The sequence below is a fragment of the Neobacillus sp. FSL H8-0543 genome (genome assembly GCF_038592905.1).
Taxonomy (GTDB): Bacteria; Bacillota; Bacilli; order Bacillales; family Cytobacillaceae; genus Neobacillus.
On sequence record NZ_CP151943.1, the window covers coordinates 5036321 to 5049107 of the forward strand.

Sequence of the window (12787 nt, forward strand, 5' to 3'; positions counted from 1 at the left end):
CTCACTTCCTAATGAATAGAAAACTCGTTCTTTTGATACTTAGTCTCTATTATTGTAACAATTAAAAACATAGTTAGTAAAATGACAAATTAACAATTTGTAGCTTTATAGCCCACGCAATATTTTTTAAAAAATATGTAGGAAAAAAATATATTTAACCGTAAAAAATCTCATATTCCAATTTAGATGAATTATGGTTAAAATAGATTTCATATGATTTTTAGTAAAGGGTAAAGAAGGAGAAAAATTGAATCTAGAAAACAATAAATACCAGGATCAATCACTGTTTAGCATTACATGGCCGCTTTTCATCGAAATAACGCTTCATATGAGTTTGGGGATTTTTGCTACATTAATATTAAGTGGATATTCAGATAACGCGGTTGCAGGGGTTGGGGTAGCCAATCAAATTATAAATATATTTATTTTAATCTTTAACGTTACCGTAATCGGAACGACCATTCTGATCGGTCAAAATTTGGGAGCAAACCGCTTAGATCGAGCACGCAGGCTTACAAGATCTGCCTTTGGAGTGAACTTCTGGGTTGGAATCTTCATGACCATCGTTGTCATTCTGTTTGGCGGAGTGTTTTTAAAATTTTACGGGCTTAGCGGTGAAATTTATGAATTTGCTCATACTTTCCTTACTATCACAGGTTTCTCGCTTATCCTTGAAGCGATCTCTTTAGCTCTTAGTGCCATCTTGCGCAGCTATGGACACACAAAGGAAACAATGGTTGTAACTGTCTTCATGAATATTATTAGTCTTATCGGATATTTTATTGCCATTAAAGGCTGGTTCGGCCTCCCAATAACAGGTGTTGCAGGGGTTTCCTATTCGATTATTGCTGCTAGGATCTTTTTAATTTTTGCTCTCTTTTATTTTGTGTATAAAGTACTAGATTTAAAGTTTTCTATAAAAGACTTATTTATTATTGATAAAACAGATGTTAAAGATATTCTTACCATCGGGATTCCTTCGGCTGGTGAAAATATTTCCTACCAACTTTCACAAGTAGTAATTACAAGTTTTGTGGCAGTAATCGGGGATGGAGCGTTAGCTGCTCGAGTCTATATTCTCAATATATCCATGGTTTGTTTCCTATTTACGTTCGCCATTGCCCAAGGGACTCAGCTTTTAATCGCTCGCTATATCGGAGCGAAGCATTATGACAGAGCTCTCAAAAGGGGAATTAAGACTTTGAAAATTTCGATGATTGTATCAACGGTTGTTTCTCTTGCTATTGCTTTAACTGGTGAGCCAGTATTAGCAGTGTTTACTAACGATCCAATCATCATCGCTATCGGTCTTCCAGTTTTATGGGCGATTGTATTTATTGAACCAGGCCGTGCCATGAATATAGTCCTTATGGGTTCGTTAAAATCAGTTGGCGATGTTCGCTTCCCCGTTATCATCGGAATTATCTGTATGTGGGGAGTTGCCGTCGTATTTAGCTACTTTTTTGGGATTACACTTGGTTTAGGATTATTAGGAATTTGGTTAGCCCAAGGACTTGATGAATGGGTTAGAGGAATCTTTGCACTAAAACGCTGGGTTTCACAAGCATGGTTAAAGAAAAAGGGTGTAGAACCTAGATTAGGGTGAGAGCCCCAGTAACCTAGAGCTTTTACACGCAAGGGGACTGACCGCATAGCTAGTAAGATGGTGCCTCCCACCTAGGAAGGTGCCATTTTTTTAATACGTAGATGTAAATAGTATTTTGGGATAGTGTGATCCGTTATTAAAAACCGTTGTTATCATGTTTATGCCATATGAATTATGAGTTATAATTATAATTAGTAGTAAAATGTAAAAAATGCGGGCATGATTTGGTTATATTTATCGAATAGAAAAAACGTGGTATTCTTAAGATATAAATAAGCTATTGGGAGAGGGAAATATTGTCTAAAGAATTGATAGCTAAACAAACAGCAGGTATTTTACGTGCAGTGATGAACCAGCCACATTGGCAAAAAGATGAGCTTCAAAAAGGGTTTAGTAAAGCATTATTGCAAATCAGGCAAAGTGCGGGTTCAAAAGAAATCTATTTGGAGTCGCTGTTAAGAAACGTGACCTTTCTTTTTGAAAACACAAATCGTGCAAAAGCTTTTTTAAAGCAATGTATTGAGGAGGAAAAGTTTTCTTCCCAAGAAAGTTTTCATAAGGTCATGGTGGAAGTTCCTAGACAAGTCAAGGAATCTAATTTCTTAACTGAGAATATGCCTCGGTTTAAGGAACTTGTTTACAAAGGTTCAACTATTGAAGAACAAGTGGACCATGCGGAAATGGTTTATTTCAATAGCAAACTAGTTAACGATCTTATGATTGATTTTATCGGAACATTCCTGCACCCTGATAACCAAAAACCTATGGAATCCTATATGGAATATGCTTCGGATGTTGTTGTTGATGCAGTATTCCATTATTGCAAAGCCTTCTCGGGATTCATAATAGAGGAAATAACTTCATCGAATGTATCAAAATAAATATCAGATATCATGAAAAAATGATGCACATTTATTCACCTTCTTCATATATTAGTTTCTGTGAGTATTTTTATTGCGGAAGGAAGAATGAAAAGATGAATATCAAACCAATCTTAACAACTAAAACTGAGCTTGCTTTTGGCGGAAATGGATATAAAATCATTGAGGTCAATGTAACGGACCCAACTCAAAATTCATTTGCGGTGATCACACCTGTAAAAATGAAATAGTGATTGGTAATAAAACGTAAAAACGCCAAACTTATTAGTCTTGGCGTTTTTTTGATGCTACTATAATGCTCTAATGGACAAAACACGGGAAGAATCCCAGTGGAATGTCTTTAAGGAGCACTCTTAAAGACTAAACCAAACAAGGAAACCGATGGAATGTCTTTAATAAGCTCACTTGAAGACAAAAGCCAACAAGGAAACCGATGGAATGTCTTTAATAAGCTCTCTTAAAGACAAAAGCCAACAAGGAAACCGATGGAATGTCTTTAATAAGCTTTCTTAAAGACAAAAGCCAACAAGGAAACCGATGGAATGTCTTTAATAAGCTCTCTTAAAGACAAAAGCCAAAAAGGAAACCGATGGAATGTCTTTAATAAGCTCTCCTAAAGACAAAAGCCAACAAGGAAACCGATGGAATGTCTTTAATAAGCTCTCTTAAAGACAAAAGCCAAAAAGGAAACCGATGGAATGTCTTTAATAAGCTCTCTTGAAGACAAAAGCCAACAAGGAAACCGATGGAATGTCTTTAATAAGCTCTCTTAAAGACAAAAGCCAAAAAGGAATCCGATGGAATGTCTTTAATAAGCTCTCTTAAAGACAAAAGCCAAAAAGGAATCCGATGGAATGTCTTTAATAAGCTCTCTTAAAGACAAAAGCCAAATAGGAATCCGATGGAATGTCTTTAATAAGCTCTCTTAAAGACAAAAGCCAAAAAGGAAACCGATGGAATGTCTTTAATAAGTTCTCTTGAAGACAAAAGCCAACAAGGAATCGGTGAAATGTCTTTAATAGCTCTTTTAATGGACAAAACCCAGCAAGAGAACCTCGGGAAAAACCCCCGTCTAAACTGAAGCGGGGGTTTATTTTTGAAAGGAAATGTTGGGCTAGGAGTGAGCCTTGCTTTGTTCATAAAATTCTGAGTGGAGCACTTCAAGTTCTTCAATAAATAAAGATAGCGTAGGATTGTTGTTTATTTTCTTCCAAGAGGTGATTACATCAATACTAAGATTATCTCCTTCAATATCAATAAATCTTAGTGAAGGTGGAGCGAAAAACTGCAGATATTTCGGAAGGATAGCAATGCCGATATCTGAATCCACCATCATTAATACGGCTTCAATCCGTGCAGCTGTGCTAACGATATTAGGAGAAAAACCATGATTACCACAGGCAGCCAGTAATAAATCAAAGCCTGGGGGTGCTTCTTGCCTGTCCACCATGACAAAAGGTTCATCTGCCAATTCCGCAATATTGATACTCGTTCTATTCGCAAGAGGATGGTCTTGATGCAGGATGATCGAATGGGGCTGGGACCATAATGTCTTAGATTCTATTCCCCCAATATTTTGCATTCCAGGTGAGAGTGTAAAAGCGATATCTAGCTCATCAGCTTTTAACTTTTCAATAATTCTTCCAAGGTGGTGATAGTTCAACCTAATATTCACTCTTGGATATTTTTGTCTAAATTTTCGAATCAAAAGGGGCAAAAAATCTCTCACTGGTATATTTAATATTCCGATATTAAGTGTACCAATAAACCCTTCCTCCGCTTGTTGCGCATTTACAATCGACTCATCAATCTTCTCAATAATCTCCTTTGCATTTTTCAAAAAAACAGTCCCTGCATTGGTTAATCGTACGGAATGTTTATCCCGGTGGAAAAGTTTTACCCCTAGTTTTTTTTCTAACTGGGCAATCTGTTGGCTAACAGCGGGCTGTGCAACAAACAATTCCTTTGAAGCCTCCGTAAAATTTAAATGTTCTGCCACTGAAATAAAATACCGCAATGGTCGAATATCCATTTCCAATCCACCTCCTTAAAATGTTTGAAAATTAGTAAGATTGTGAATCTATTATAATAGCGTTTTCAACAAATTACAAACGTTATAAGTAAAAGCTTATTACCCTGATAGTTTTCTGATATTTCCAAATATAAAAAAATTTATATATGCTTATTCTATAATCATTCTAAATTGAGGTGAAGAAATGGGGAAATACTTGGTATTGATTGATAGAAAATCTTCTTTCACTGGAAATTTTCTGCAAGGCCATCGTGAATTTTTGCAAGGTTTGCGTGAAAATCAAACGTTACTCACTGCCGGCGGATTTGCAGATCAAACCGGAGGGGCCTATGTGCTGCAGGCTGATTCTTTAGAGGAAGCTAGAAATATTGCAAAAAACGACCCTATGAATCAAGAAAATGAATCCGTTTACACGATAAAAGAATGGAATGCTAACTGACAAATTTTTATATAGAAAGGGAGTTTAACAATGAAATTAATCACATTCCGCCACAATGGCATTTCACGTATTGGAGCTATCCATCAAAAAGAAGTAGTAGATCTGCATGCTGCCTATAAAGCATTGCTTACATATGAAGGTAAAATTCGCGCCCGTGAAATTGCGGATGCTTTTGTTCCCGCTGACATGACTGGATTTCTACAAGGCGGGAAAGAGAGCCTAGAGTTAGCTAAAAAAGCTAGCGATTATGCATTGATTTATAGAGAAGATGCTGGTTATAAGCTCGTATATGCCCTTGATGAAGTAAAGGTAGAAGCGCCTGTACCTGCACCAGGAAAAATGATTTGTGTAGGGCATAATTACCGGGAACATATTTTGGAAATGAAGCGAGAACTTCCGCCATTTCCGGTTGTTTTTGCTAAATTCGCTAATACCGTTATTGGACCGCAGGACGATATTCCTTTTTACCCCATTTCGGAGCAACTTGATTATGAAGCAGAGTTTGCTTTTGTGATTGGCAAACGGGCAAGAAATGTTTCACAAACCGAAGCACTAGATTATGTTGCTGGCTATACCATCGTTAATGACGTAACATACCGTGATCTGCAGCGCCGCACACTCCAATGGCTACAGGGCAAAACAGTTGAAGGCAGTGCACCAATGGGACCTTGGCTAATCACTGCAGACGAACTTCAAAATCCATCCGGTTTAGAAGTGGTGTTGACGGTGAATGGAGAAGAACGCCAGCGCTCCAACACGGCTAATCTAGTATTCTCTGTACAATATTTAGTTGAATTTTTATCAAACCTTATGACACTTGAGCCGGGAGATGTAATTCTAACAGGAACACCTGGAGGAGTGGGTGTTGCCCGCGACCCTCAAGTATTCTTGAAGCATGGCGACGTAGTTAAAATCGAAATTGACCAAATTGGTGCACTAGAAAACCAGGTATCGGCAGTCAAAGTAGAAGCTGAGGTGAAACGATAATGACTAGTTTACTAGTAAGTGATTCGATTCAAACGATTCAAAAATCGCTTGATCTAGTGATTCAAAAAGGAAGAGGACTATCCGACAACGTACTTCGCTGGAATCCTTCTGATGAAGAATGGTCGATTATGCAAATTCTTTGCCATTTAGCGGAGGCTGTTCCATATTGGCTTGATGAAATAGAACTTCTTCTAGAAATTCCAGGCAAGGATTGGGGACGCGGTCTTCAGCAGGAAGCGCGCTTGGAGGCTGTAAAGAAGGAAAAGGTTGACAGCACTGCTCTATCCACTGTGTTAAGTGAATTAGAATATCTGAAAACAAAGGTAGAGCAGACTCTTAGTAAATTAGACGATGAGAAATTAGCGCTAGAAGCACCAAGCCGGAATCCGCGCTTTGGAACGAAGCCGATTTCCTTTATTGTCGATCACCTTCTCGTTGAGCATACAATGAAGCATTTGGGTCAAATTGAACGGAATTTATCTAAAATTAATAGCTAAGGAGGAACGAGAATGGAAGAAAAAAAGGATTTTTTCAAAAGTAAACTAGTACAGGACTTTACCAAAGATATCCGGCAATACAATCTTGGACCACTTTGGGAAGCCATCCCGGAATTGATGCATCATCAGCCAGAGCCGCATGCACAAGCATACCTGTGGAAATGGGATCTTCTTGAAAAGAAATTAATGGAAGCGGCACAAATTTTCACACCGGAACGAGGTGGTGAACGCAGAGCCATCTATCTTCAAAATCCGGGCTTGGATTATCGCCAGCCCTGGGGATGGGCTTCTACTTCCCAGACACTCTATGCAGCCGTCCAGCTGCTTCAGCCGGGTGAAGTGGCACCGTCCCATCGTCATACCCAAAATGCCCTTCGTTTTATCACACATGGTGAAGGAGCATATTCCATTGTAGAAGGCGAACGGATATTTATGCAGGAAGGCGATTTTGTCATTACACCTAAAAACCTTTGGCATGGTCACGGCCATTTAGGAACGGAACCAATGATTTGGATGGATGTACTCGATATTCCAACGGTTTATATGCTTGGCGGTACATTCTTTGAATCATATCCAGATAAAATTCAACTGCCGGAAGTACCTGATAACTATACAGCACAGCGCTATGAGGGCGGTATGGTTCGTCCGATTTCTGATCGTCATCCAAAAACAGCGCCACTAGGTGCTTATAAATGGAATCAAACATTGAGAGCCATTGAGGGATTATCCCGTTTTGAGCCAGACCCATACGATGGCTATGCCGTTGAGTTTATCAATCCATCGACAGGCCAAACGGCAAATCCGAATATTGGCGCTTGGATACAAAAGCTGCCAGAAGGATACCATTCGAAGGCCCACCGCCATACACATTCAACGATTTATCAAGTATTTAAAGGATCTGGTTACAGCATTATAAACGGTGTTCGTTTTGATTGGTCAAAAGGCGATTACTTTATTATTCCGAACTGGGCCGTGCATGAGCATGTAGCGTTAGAGGAAACCTACTTTTTCTCTGTCAACGATCTTCCGATTATGGAAAAATTCGAGCTTGAACGCGAACAAGCATATGAAAGCAATAACGGTTATCAGGAAACGAAAAAGGAATTTAAACCAGTATTGGTTTAAGCATTTTTCACGAGGAGGGTGACTTAATTGGGTAATCAAGAAAAGGAAATACTAGTTATTGGCGGCGGAATCGGGGGACTAGCAACTGCCCTTGGAGCAGCTGAGGTTGGTCAAAAAACCATGGTGCTTGAATCTGCGCCTCAATTTGGAGAAATTGGCGCAGGTATTCAGATGGGACCAAATGCAATGGCCGTGCTTGACCGGTTCGGACTTGCTGACGAAATTGAAAAATACGCTGTTTTTCCAAAACGGCTTGTATTAAAGGATGTTTATACCGCAAAGGAATTGTCTGTTTTAGATTTAGGCGATGAATTTAAAGCAAAGTATGGTTATCCATACATTGTCTTGCATCGCTCGGATTTACATCGAGTCTTGTTAGAAGCATGTGAAAAAAATCCATCTATCACTCTAGTAAACAACCAGTTTGTCGAAACGGTAGTAGAGAGTGAGAACGGTGTGACGGTTACAAATAGTAATGGAGAACAATTTACGGGGAAAGCCGTTATCGGAGCAGATGGTCTTCGGTCAAAAACGCGTAAATATTTTTCTGATGATCAGCCAATCTGTTCTCACTATGTAGCATACCGCGGCACGATTCATATTTCTGAAATTAGTTCAGATGCAAATATGGATGACGTGATTATGTGGATTGGACCGAATCTTCATGTCGTTCAATATCCTGTCCGCCGGGGTGAATTGTATAACCAAGTCGTTGTCTTCAAAAGCAATAATTATAAGGAAGATTCTGATGACTGGGGAACTCCTGAAGAAATGGATCAAGTGTTTGAAGGTTGTCACCCGCTTGTTGAAACCGCCTTATCCTTCATTCAGCGCCAAATTCGCTGGCCAATGTATGATCGTGAACCGATTGCGAACTGGACAAAGGGAAATATTACGCTTCTAGGTGATGCCGCACATCCAATGCTTCAATACTTGGCCCAGGGTGGTTGTCAAGCATTAGAGGATGCTTCTTATCTAGCAGATATGCTTAAAGAACATGGGGAGAACTTTCATCAGGCATTTCTAGCTTACCAAGAGGAAAGAATCCCGCGTACGGCAAGGGTTCAAAGAAGTGCCCGTACTTGGGGCGGAATTATTCACGCCACAGATCCAATTTCCATTTTGCTCCGAAATACACTTCTAGAGAAAAAAGAAGCGAAGGAATTCGAAATGATCGACTGGCTCTATGGCTATAAAAAGCATCTGGAAAAAGTTAATAGTTAATTAAAAAGGTCAATGTGATAGTTATTGTTGATTTTATAACCAAGTTGATTGGAGCGTAGGGCACAAGACTCATGTGGGAGTACGGGGCTGGGGAGACCCCGCTTATCTCTAGCGCCGAGGAGGCTCCCCGGCACGCCCGCGGAAAGCGAAGTGCCTGGAGCGGAAATCAACAGCCAGTTTTAAAACTTAGCGACGTCCGTCTTTGGTATAACAATATAACAATATCACATTCACAAACTCATAGTTTTCCACGCCTCTAAGGTGAGGAACGATCTAAAGGATAGGAGGTTTTACCATGCTAGACAATTTACACAATAAAAATACCAGTGTTGCTCGTACGGTTCTTGGACTAGTGCCAGCAGATGAATTAGGTGTTGTACTTATTCATGAATCACTTCTTTCTGTCGTGCCTGGCGCGGAATATGCGCCTGAAATAAATATGGACAAAAGTGAGATTTTTGACATTTTAAAAAGAAAGCTAACGGAGTTTCGTCGAGTTGGCGGCAAGACGATAGTTGATCGCAGTGGAATGTTTCATGGCCGTGATGTAAAACTTTACGAAACACTTTCTAAAACAACAGGTGTCCATATCGTTGCATCAACTGGTTTAGGACCAGAGCCGATGTTAAGCGGGTACTTTATTACCCCGCAAAAAAACCCGCCTACACCTTGGTCTGCAGAACAATTTGCTAATTTGTTCGCAAAAGAGGTGACAGAAGGAATCGTTGTACCACGAATTGAACGTTCAGGTCTAGCTGGCATAGTGACGTCAATCGCAAGTCAAAGTGGAATTACCGAAAAAGAAACGAATCTTTACCGAGGTTCAGCACAAGCGGCTCTCGCAACTGGTGTCCCTGTATCAGTTCAATACGGCGAAGATGCTGTTAATGATCTAGAAATTTTATTAGCTGAAGGCATTGAACCAAGCCGTGTCATCATCGGCGGCCTTGACCGTCTTGATGCGGCCCGCCGCGGGGAAGCATTTGCTGTTGCCCGTCGTGGTGCCATGGTGGCATTAGATCATGTTGGCTGGGCTACATCGGAAGGCTATGTGAACGATGAACAGCGTGTTCTATTAATTATCGAACTATTAAATGAAGGTCTTGGCGATTCTCTACTCATTTCAACGAATGCGGTGGGTGTTGCCAAAGGTCATCAAGCAAAGGACATTAGCTATGATTATTTGCTGAAAACCTTCGTACCGCTTTTACAGAAAGCAGGCGTGACGGACGAACAAGTTCGCACTTTATTAGAAGTTAACCCGCAACGTGTACTAACTGTTGGAACAGCAGTAGGAGCGGAAAAAGAGTCCGTTGGGATAGCAAAGAAAAACTAAACGTAAGGAGTGAATAAATAAATGGGTAAGGTAAATACGGTTTTAGGCCCAATCCCGACAGAAGATTTAGGGATTATTGCAGTGCACGAGCATATTGGGTTCGGTCTACCGGGATGTGATCTTGATACACAATGGTGGAAAAAACCTGAAGAAGCATTTGAAGTGACAATAGAAAAGCTGCGTCGCTTCCGTGAGCACGGCGGTAAAACCTTCGTAGATTGTACAGGAATCGGAAACGGACGCGATGTTGAATATTTTCAGGTACTTTCACGCAGAACCGGTGTTCATATCATTGCTGTTACAGGATTTGTAGCAGGTGACTCAGCACTTCCGTATTTCCGTGACAAATCAGTCGAGTATCTGATGGATTTATTCATCCATGAAATTACGGTTGGTATTGACGGGACGGGCGCTAAAGCAGGTGCTATCAAAGTGGGTGTAAGCCGCGGTGGCAAGCTTAGCGAGTTGGATAAACGGATTTATCGTGCGGCAGCACGAGCAGCATTAAAAACAGGTGTTCCAATCATTACCCATTTATGCGTAGATGCCCAAACAGCCATTGCCATTTTCGATGAAGAAGGCTTATCACTTGACCGCGTCCTTATGGGTCATGCGGATGATGGTGGGTATCTGGATGAAGAACGTGATAATTTGATTGCCAAACACGGTGGCTGGGTTGGCTTCGATACAATCGGCTATGACAGTGAGATGGAAGGCGCACCCTATTGGTCACGTCCTCGCCAAGATCGGGTGGATCATTTCCTCCGTTTCCTTGATAAAGGTTTTGTAGATACCGCACTTATTTCTGCAGATGCCAACTGCTGTGCACTTGGCTGGCCTGGATTAAAAGGACATTCAGTCAACTACTTATTCGAAGAATTCTTACCGGATCTGCGTAAAGCAGGAGTCAGTGAAGAAGTAATTGAGCAACTTTTAGTACACAATCCTACGAGATTTTTAACCATGCAAGAACCGCAAGATCTCAAACCTTTGTTAGGAAGTACGATGCAAGAATCTCGTTAATAGGTAAAAACGAATAGCGTTTTCTACGGGAGGTTACTATTGATGACGATAAAAGGAAGGGCCTTTATTGCAGGGGCGTTCGAGCATCCAACACGTAAAGCTCCAGATAAATCTGTTGCTGCTTTACATGCCGAATGTGCAAAAGGTGCATTAGAAGATGCAGGACTATCACTAGCAGATGTTGATGGTTATTTCTGTGCTGGGGATGCTCCTGGTGGTGTGCTGTCAATGGTCGATTATTTAGGCATTAATGTACGGCATTTTGATGGGACAGACATTGGTGGTTCCTCGTACATTGCCCATGTTTCACATGCGGCACAGGCAATCGCAGCAGGTAAATGCAATGTTGCGTTAATAACAATGGCAGGCCGTCCGCGCTCAGAAGGCAGAAGTGGTGTGAAACAGAAGTTAGTTGGTGCAAATGTTCCGGATACACCGTTTGAACTCCCATTTGGACCAACAGCTGTGAACGAATATGCCATGGCTACGATGCGACATATGCATGAATACGGCACGACTAGCGAGCAATTAGCGTGGGTCAAGGTGGCAGCAACGCATCATGCACAATACAATCCCAATGCCATGCTCCGCGATTTAGTAACTGTGGAAGACGTGCTTACTTCCCCGATGATTGCTGATCCCTTACACCGATTGGATTGCTGTGTTGTAAGTGATGGCGGCGGTGCATTAGTAGTAGTTAGTCCTGAGATTGCCAAAAGTCTGAAACGTCCACTTGTCCGAGTGGTGGGCGCAGGCGAAGCGCCGAAAGGATTACTTGGCGGCAAAACCGACCTGACGTATTCAGGCGCTATTTGGTCAGGGCCAAGAGCCTTTAAGGAGGCTGGGGTTACACCTCAAGATATTAAATATGCGTCCATTTATGATAGCTTCACCATTACGGTGCTGATGCAGCTGGAAGATCTAGGATTTTGTAAAAAGGGTGAGGGCGGCAGGTTTGTCGCTGATGGGAACCTGATTTCAGGTATTGGCAAGCTACCGATTAATACAGACGGCGGCGGGTTGAATAACAATCATCCAGCAAGTCGAGGCGGCATCGTAAAAGTAATCGAGGCTGTTCGCCAGCTACGCGGCGAGGCACACCCGCAAGTCCAGGTGGAAAATTGTGATCTCGCGTTAGCTCACGGTACGGGTGGTGGACTAGCAAGCCGTCACGGCAGTAGCACACTTATTATGGAGAGGGTGTAAAGAATGGGAACTACCTATCAAGATAGAATGATGACGGTCCCTGAGATTCATCCAGAACATAAAGAATATTGGGATGCTGCGGCAGAAGGAAGACTCCTTATCAAACAGTGTGATTCTTGTCGAGAGTATCACTATTACCCGCGGGTGTTATGCCCATTTTGTAGCAGTGACAAAACAAGTTGGGTAGAAGCCATCGGCACGGGCAGTATTTACACCTATAGTGTGATGCGGAGAGGCGTCCCATATGCCATCGCCTTCGTTGAACTCGATGAAGGTCCCAGAATGATGACCAATATCGTCGACTGTGATCTCGATACAGTGCACATTAATCAAAAGGTAAAAGTGGCCTTCAAGCAAAGCGGCGACCAAGATCATCCAGGTCCGTTTATACCATGCTTTACTCCTATTAAAGGTTATTAAGCACAAATTAA

13 protein-coding genes are annotated in these 12787 nt (G+C 41.4%); 12 read left to right on the plus strand and 1 reads right to left on the minus strand.

The annotated features are described in order from the left end of the window. Positions 1-247: 247 nt before the first annotated feature. The 3 genes from NSS81_RS24895 to NSS81_RS24905 all read left to right on the plus strand — a co-directional run bounded on the left by NSS81_RS24895 (position 248) and on the right by NSS81_RS24905 (position 2717). Complete coding sequence (locus tag NSS81_RS24895; RefSeq protein ID WP_342431287.1) at positions 248-1606, plus strand: MATE family efflux transporter; 1359 nt, start codon at positions 248-250, stop codon at positions 1604-1606. Positions 1607-1902: 296 nt separating this feature from the next. Further along, positions 1903-2487, plus strand: a complete 585-nt coding sequence (locus NSS81_RS24900; protein WP_342431288.1) for a hypothetical protein — start codon at positions 1903-1905, stop codon at positions 2485-2487. A 95-nt stretch (positions 2488-2582) separates the two neighbouring features. Next, positions 2583-2717: a hypothetical protein gene (locus NSS81_RS24905; protein WP_342431289.1), complete on the plus strand. Its 135-nt coding sequence runs from the start codon at positions 2583-2585 to the stop codon at positions 2715-2717. Positions 2718-3601: 884 nt separating this feature from the next. Here the strand turns inward: NSS81_RS24905 and NSS81_RS24910 are convergent. After that, entirely contained in the window at positions 3602-4519 is a 918-nt protein-coding gene (locus NSS81_RS24910; RefSeq protein WP_342431290.1) for a LysR family transcriptional regulator, read from the minus strand. 184 nt (positions 4520-4703) lie between these two features. Here NSS81_RS24910 and NSS81_RS24915 point away from each other — a divergent pair, with 184 nt between their 5' ends. The 9 genes from NSS81_RS24915 (at position 4704) to NSS81_RS24955 (ending at position 12776) form a co-directional block, all read left to right on the plus strand. Further along, positions 4704-4958, plus strand: coding sequence for a YciI family protein (locus NSS81_RS24915; protein WP_342431291.1), 255 nt, complete (start codon positions 4704-4706; stop codon positions 4956-4958). A gap of 30 nt (positions 4959-4988) precedes the next feature. Beyond that, positions 4989-5945: a fumarylacetoacetate hydrolase family protein gene (locus tag NSS81_RS24920; RefSeq protein WP_342431292.1), complete on the plus strand. Its 957-nt coding sequence runs from the start codon at positions 4989-4991 to the stop codon at positions 5943-5945. Continuing rightward, positions 5945-6442, plus strand: a complete 498-nt coding sequence (locus NSS81_RS24925; protein WP_342431293.1) for a DinB family protein — start codon at positions 5945-5947, stop codon at positions 6440-6442. The genes NSS81_RS24920 and NSS81_RS24925 overlap by 1 nt, the downstream gene beginning before the upstream one ends. A gap of 12 nt (positions 6443-6454) precedes the next feature. Beyond that, positions 6455-7567, plus strand: coding sequence for a cupin domain-containing protein (locus tag NSS81_RS24930; protein WP_342431294.1), 1113 nt, complete (start codon positions 6455-6457; stop codon positions 7565-7567). Between the two features lie 27 nt (positions 7568-7594). Beyond that, on the plus strand, positions 7595-8791 hold the full coding sequence (locus tag NSS81_RS24935) for an FAD-dependent monooxygenase (RefSeq protein ID WP_342431295.1): 1197 nt from the start codon (positions 7595-7597) through the stop codon (positions 8789-8791). 295 nt (positions 8792-9086) lie between these two features. Next, positions 9087-10127: a phosphotriesterase gene (locus NSS81_RS24940; protein WP_342431296.1), complete on the plus strand. Its 1041-nt coding sequence runs from the start codon at positions 9087-9089 to the stop codon at positions 10125-10127. A 21-nt stretch (positions 10128-10148) separates the two neighbouring features. After that, positions 10149-11150 carry a phosphotriesterase gene (locus NSS81_RS24945; RefSeq protein ID WP_342431297.1) on the plus strand — a complete coding sequence of 334 codons (1002 nt, stop codon included), beginning with the start codon at positions 10149-10151 and terminating at the stop codon, positions 11148-11150. A 42-nt stretch (positions 11151-11192) separates the two neighbouring features. Continuing rightward, entirely contained in the window at positions 11193-12356 is a 1164-nt protein-coding gene (locus tag NSS81_RS24950) for a thiolase domain-containing protein (RefSeq protein WP_342434139.1), read from the plus strand. 3 nt (positions 12357-12359) lie between these two features. Next, the gene (locus tag NSS81_RS24955; RefSeq protein ID WP_342431298.1) at positions 12360-12776 is read left to right on the plus strand and encodes an OB-fold domain-containing protein; all 417 of its coding nucleotides are present in this window, start codon (positions 12360-12362) and stop codon (positions 12774-12776) included. Positions 12777-12787: the final 11 nt, after the last annotated feature.

Excerpts from the sequence above, each read along its gene's own strand:
- NSS81_RS24905 (WP_342431289.1), top strand. The coding sequence starts at position 2,583 with ATGAATATCAAACCAATCTTAACAACTAAAACTGAGCTTGCTTTTGGC.
- NSS81_RS24910 (WP_342431290.1), bottom strand. The coding sequence starts at position 4,519 with ATGGATATTCGACCATTGCGGTATTTTATTTCAGTGGCAGAACATTTA.
- NSS81_RS24915 (WP_342431291.1), top strand. The coding sequence starts at position 4,704 with ATGGGGAAATACTTGGTATTGATTGATAGAAAATCTTCTTTCACTGGA.
- NSS81_RS24920 (WP_342431292.1), top strand. The coding sequence starts at position 4,989 with ATGAAATTAATCACATTCCGCCACAATGGCATTTCACGTATTGGAGCT.
- NSS81_RS24925 (WP_342431293.1), top strand. The coding sequence starts at position 5,945 with ATGACTAGTTTACTAGTAAGTGATTCGATTCAAACGATTCAAAAATCG.
- NSS81_RS24930 (WP_342431294.1), top strand. The coding sequence starts at position 6,455 with ATGGAAGAAAAAAAGGATTTTTTCAAAAGTAAACTAGTACAGGACTTT.
- NSS81_RS24940 (WP_342431296.1), top strand. The coding sequence starts at position 9,087 with ATGCTAGACAATTTACACAATAAAAATACCAGTGTTGCTCGTACGGTT.
- NSS81_RS24945 (WP_342431297.1), top strand. The coding sequence starts at position 10,149 with ATGGGTAAGGTAAATACGGTTTTAGGCCCAATCCCGACAGAAGATTTA.
- NSS81_RS24950 (WP_342434139.1), top strand. The coding sequence starts at position 11,193 with ATGACGATAAAAGGAAGGGCCTTTATTGCAGGGGCGTTCGAGCATCCA.
- NSS81_RS24955 (WP_342431298.1), top strand. The coding sequence starts at position 12,360 with ATGGGAACTACCTATCAAGATAGAATGATGACGGTCCCTGAGATTCAT.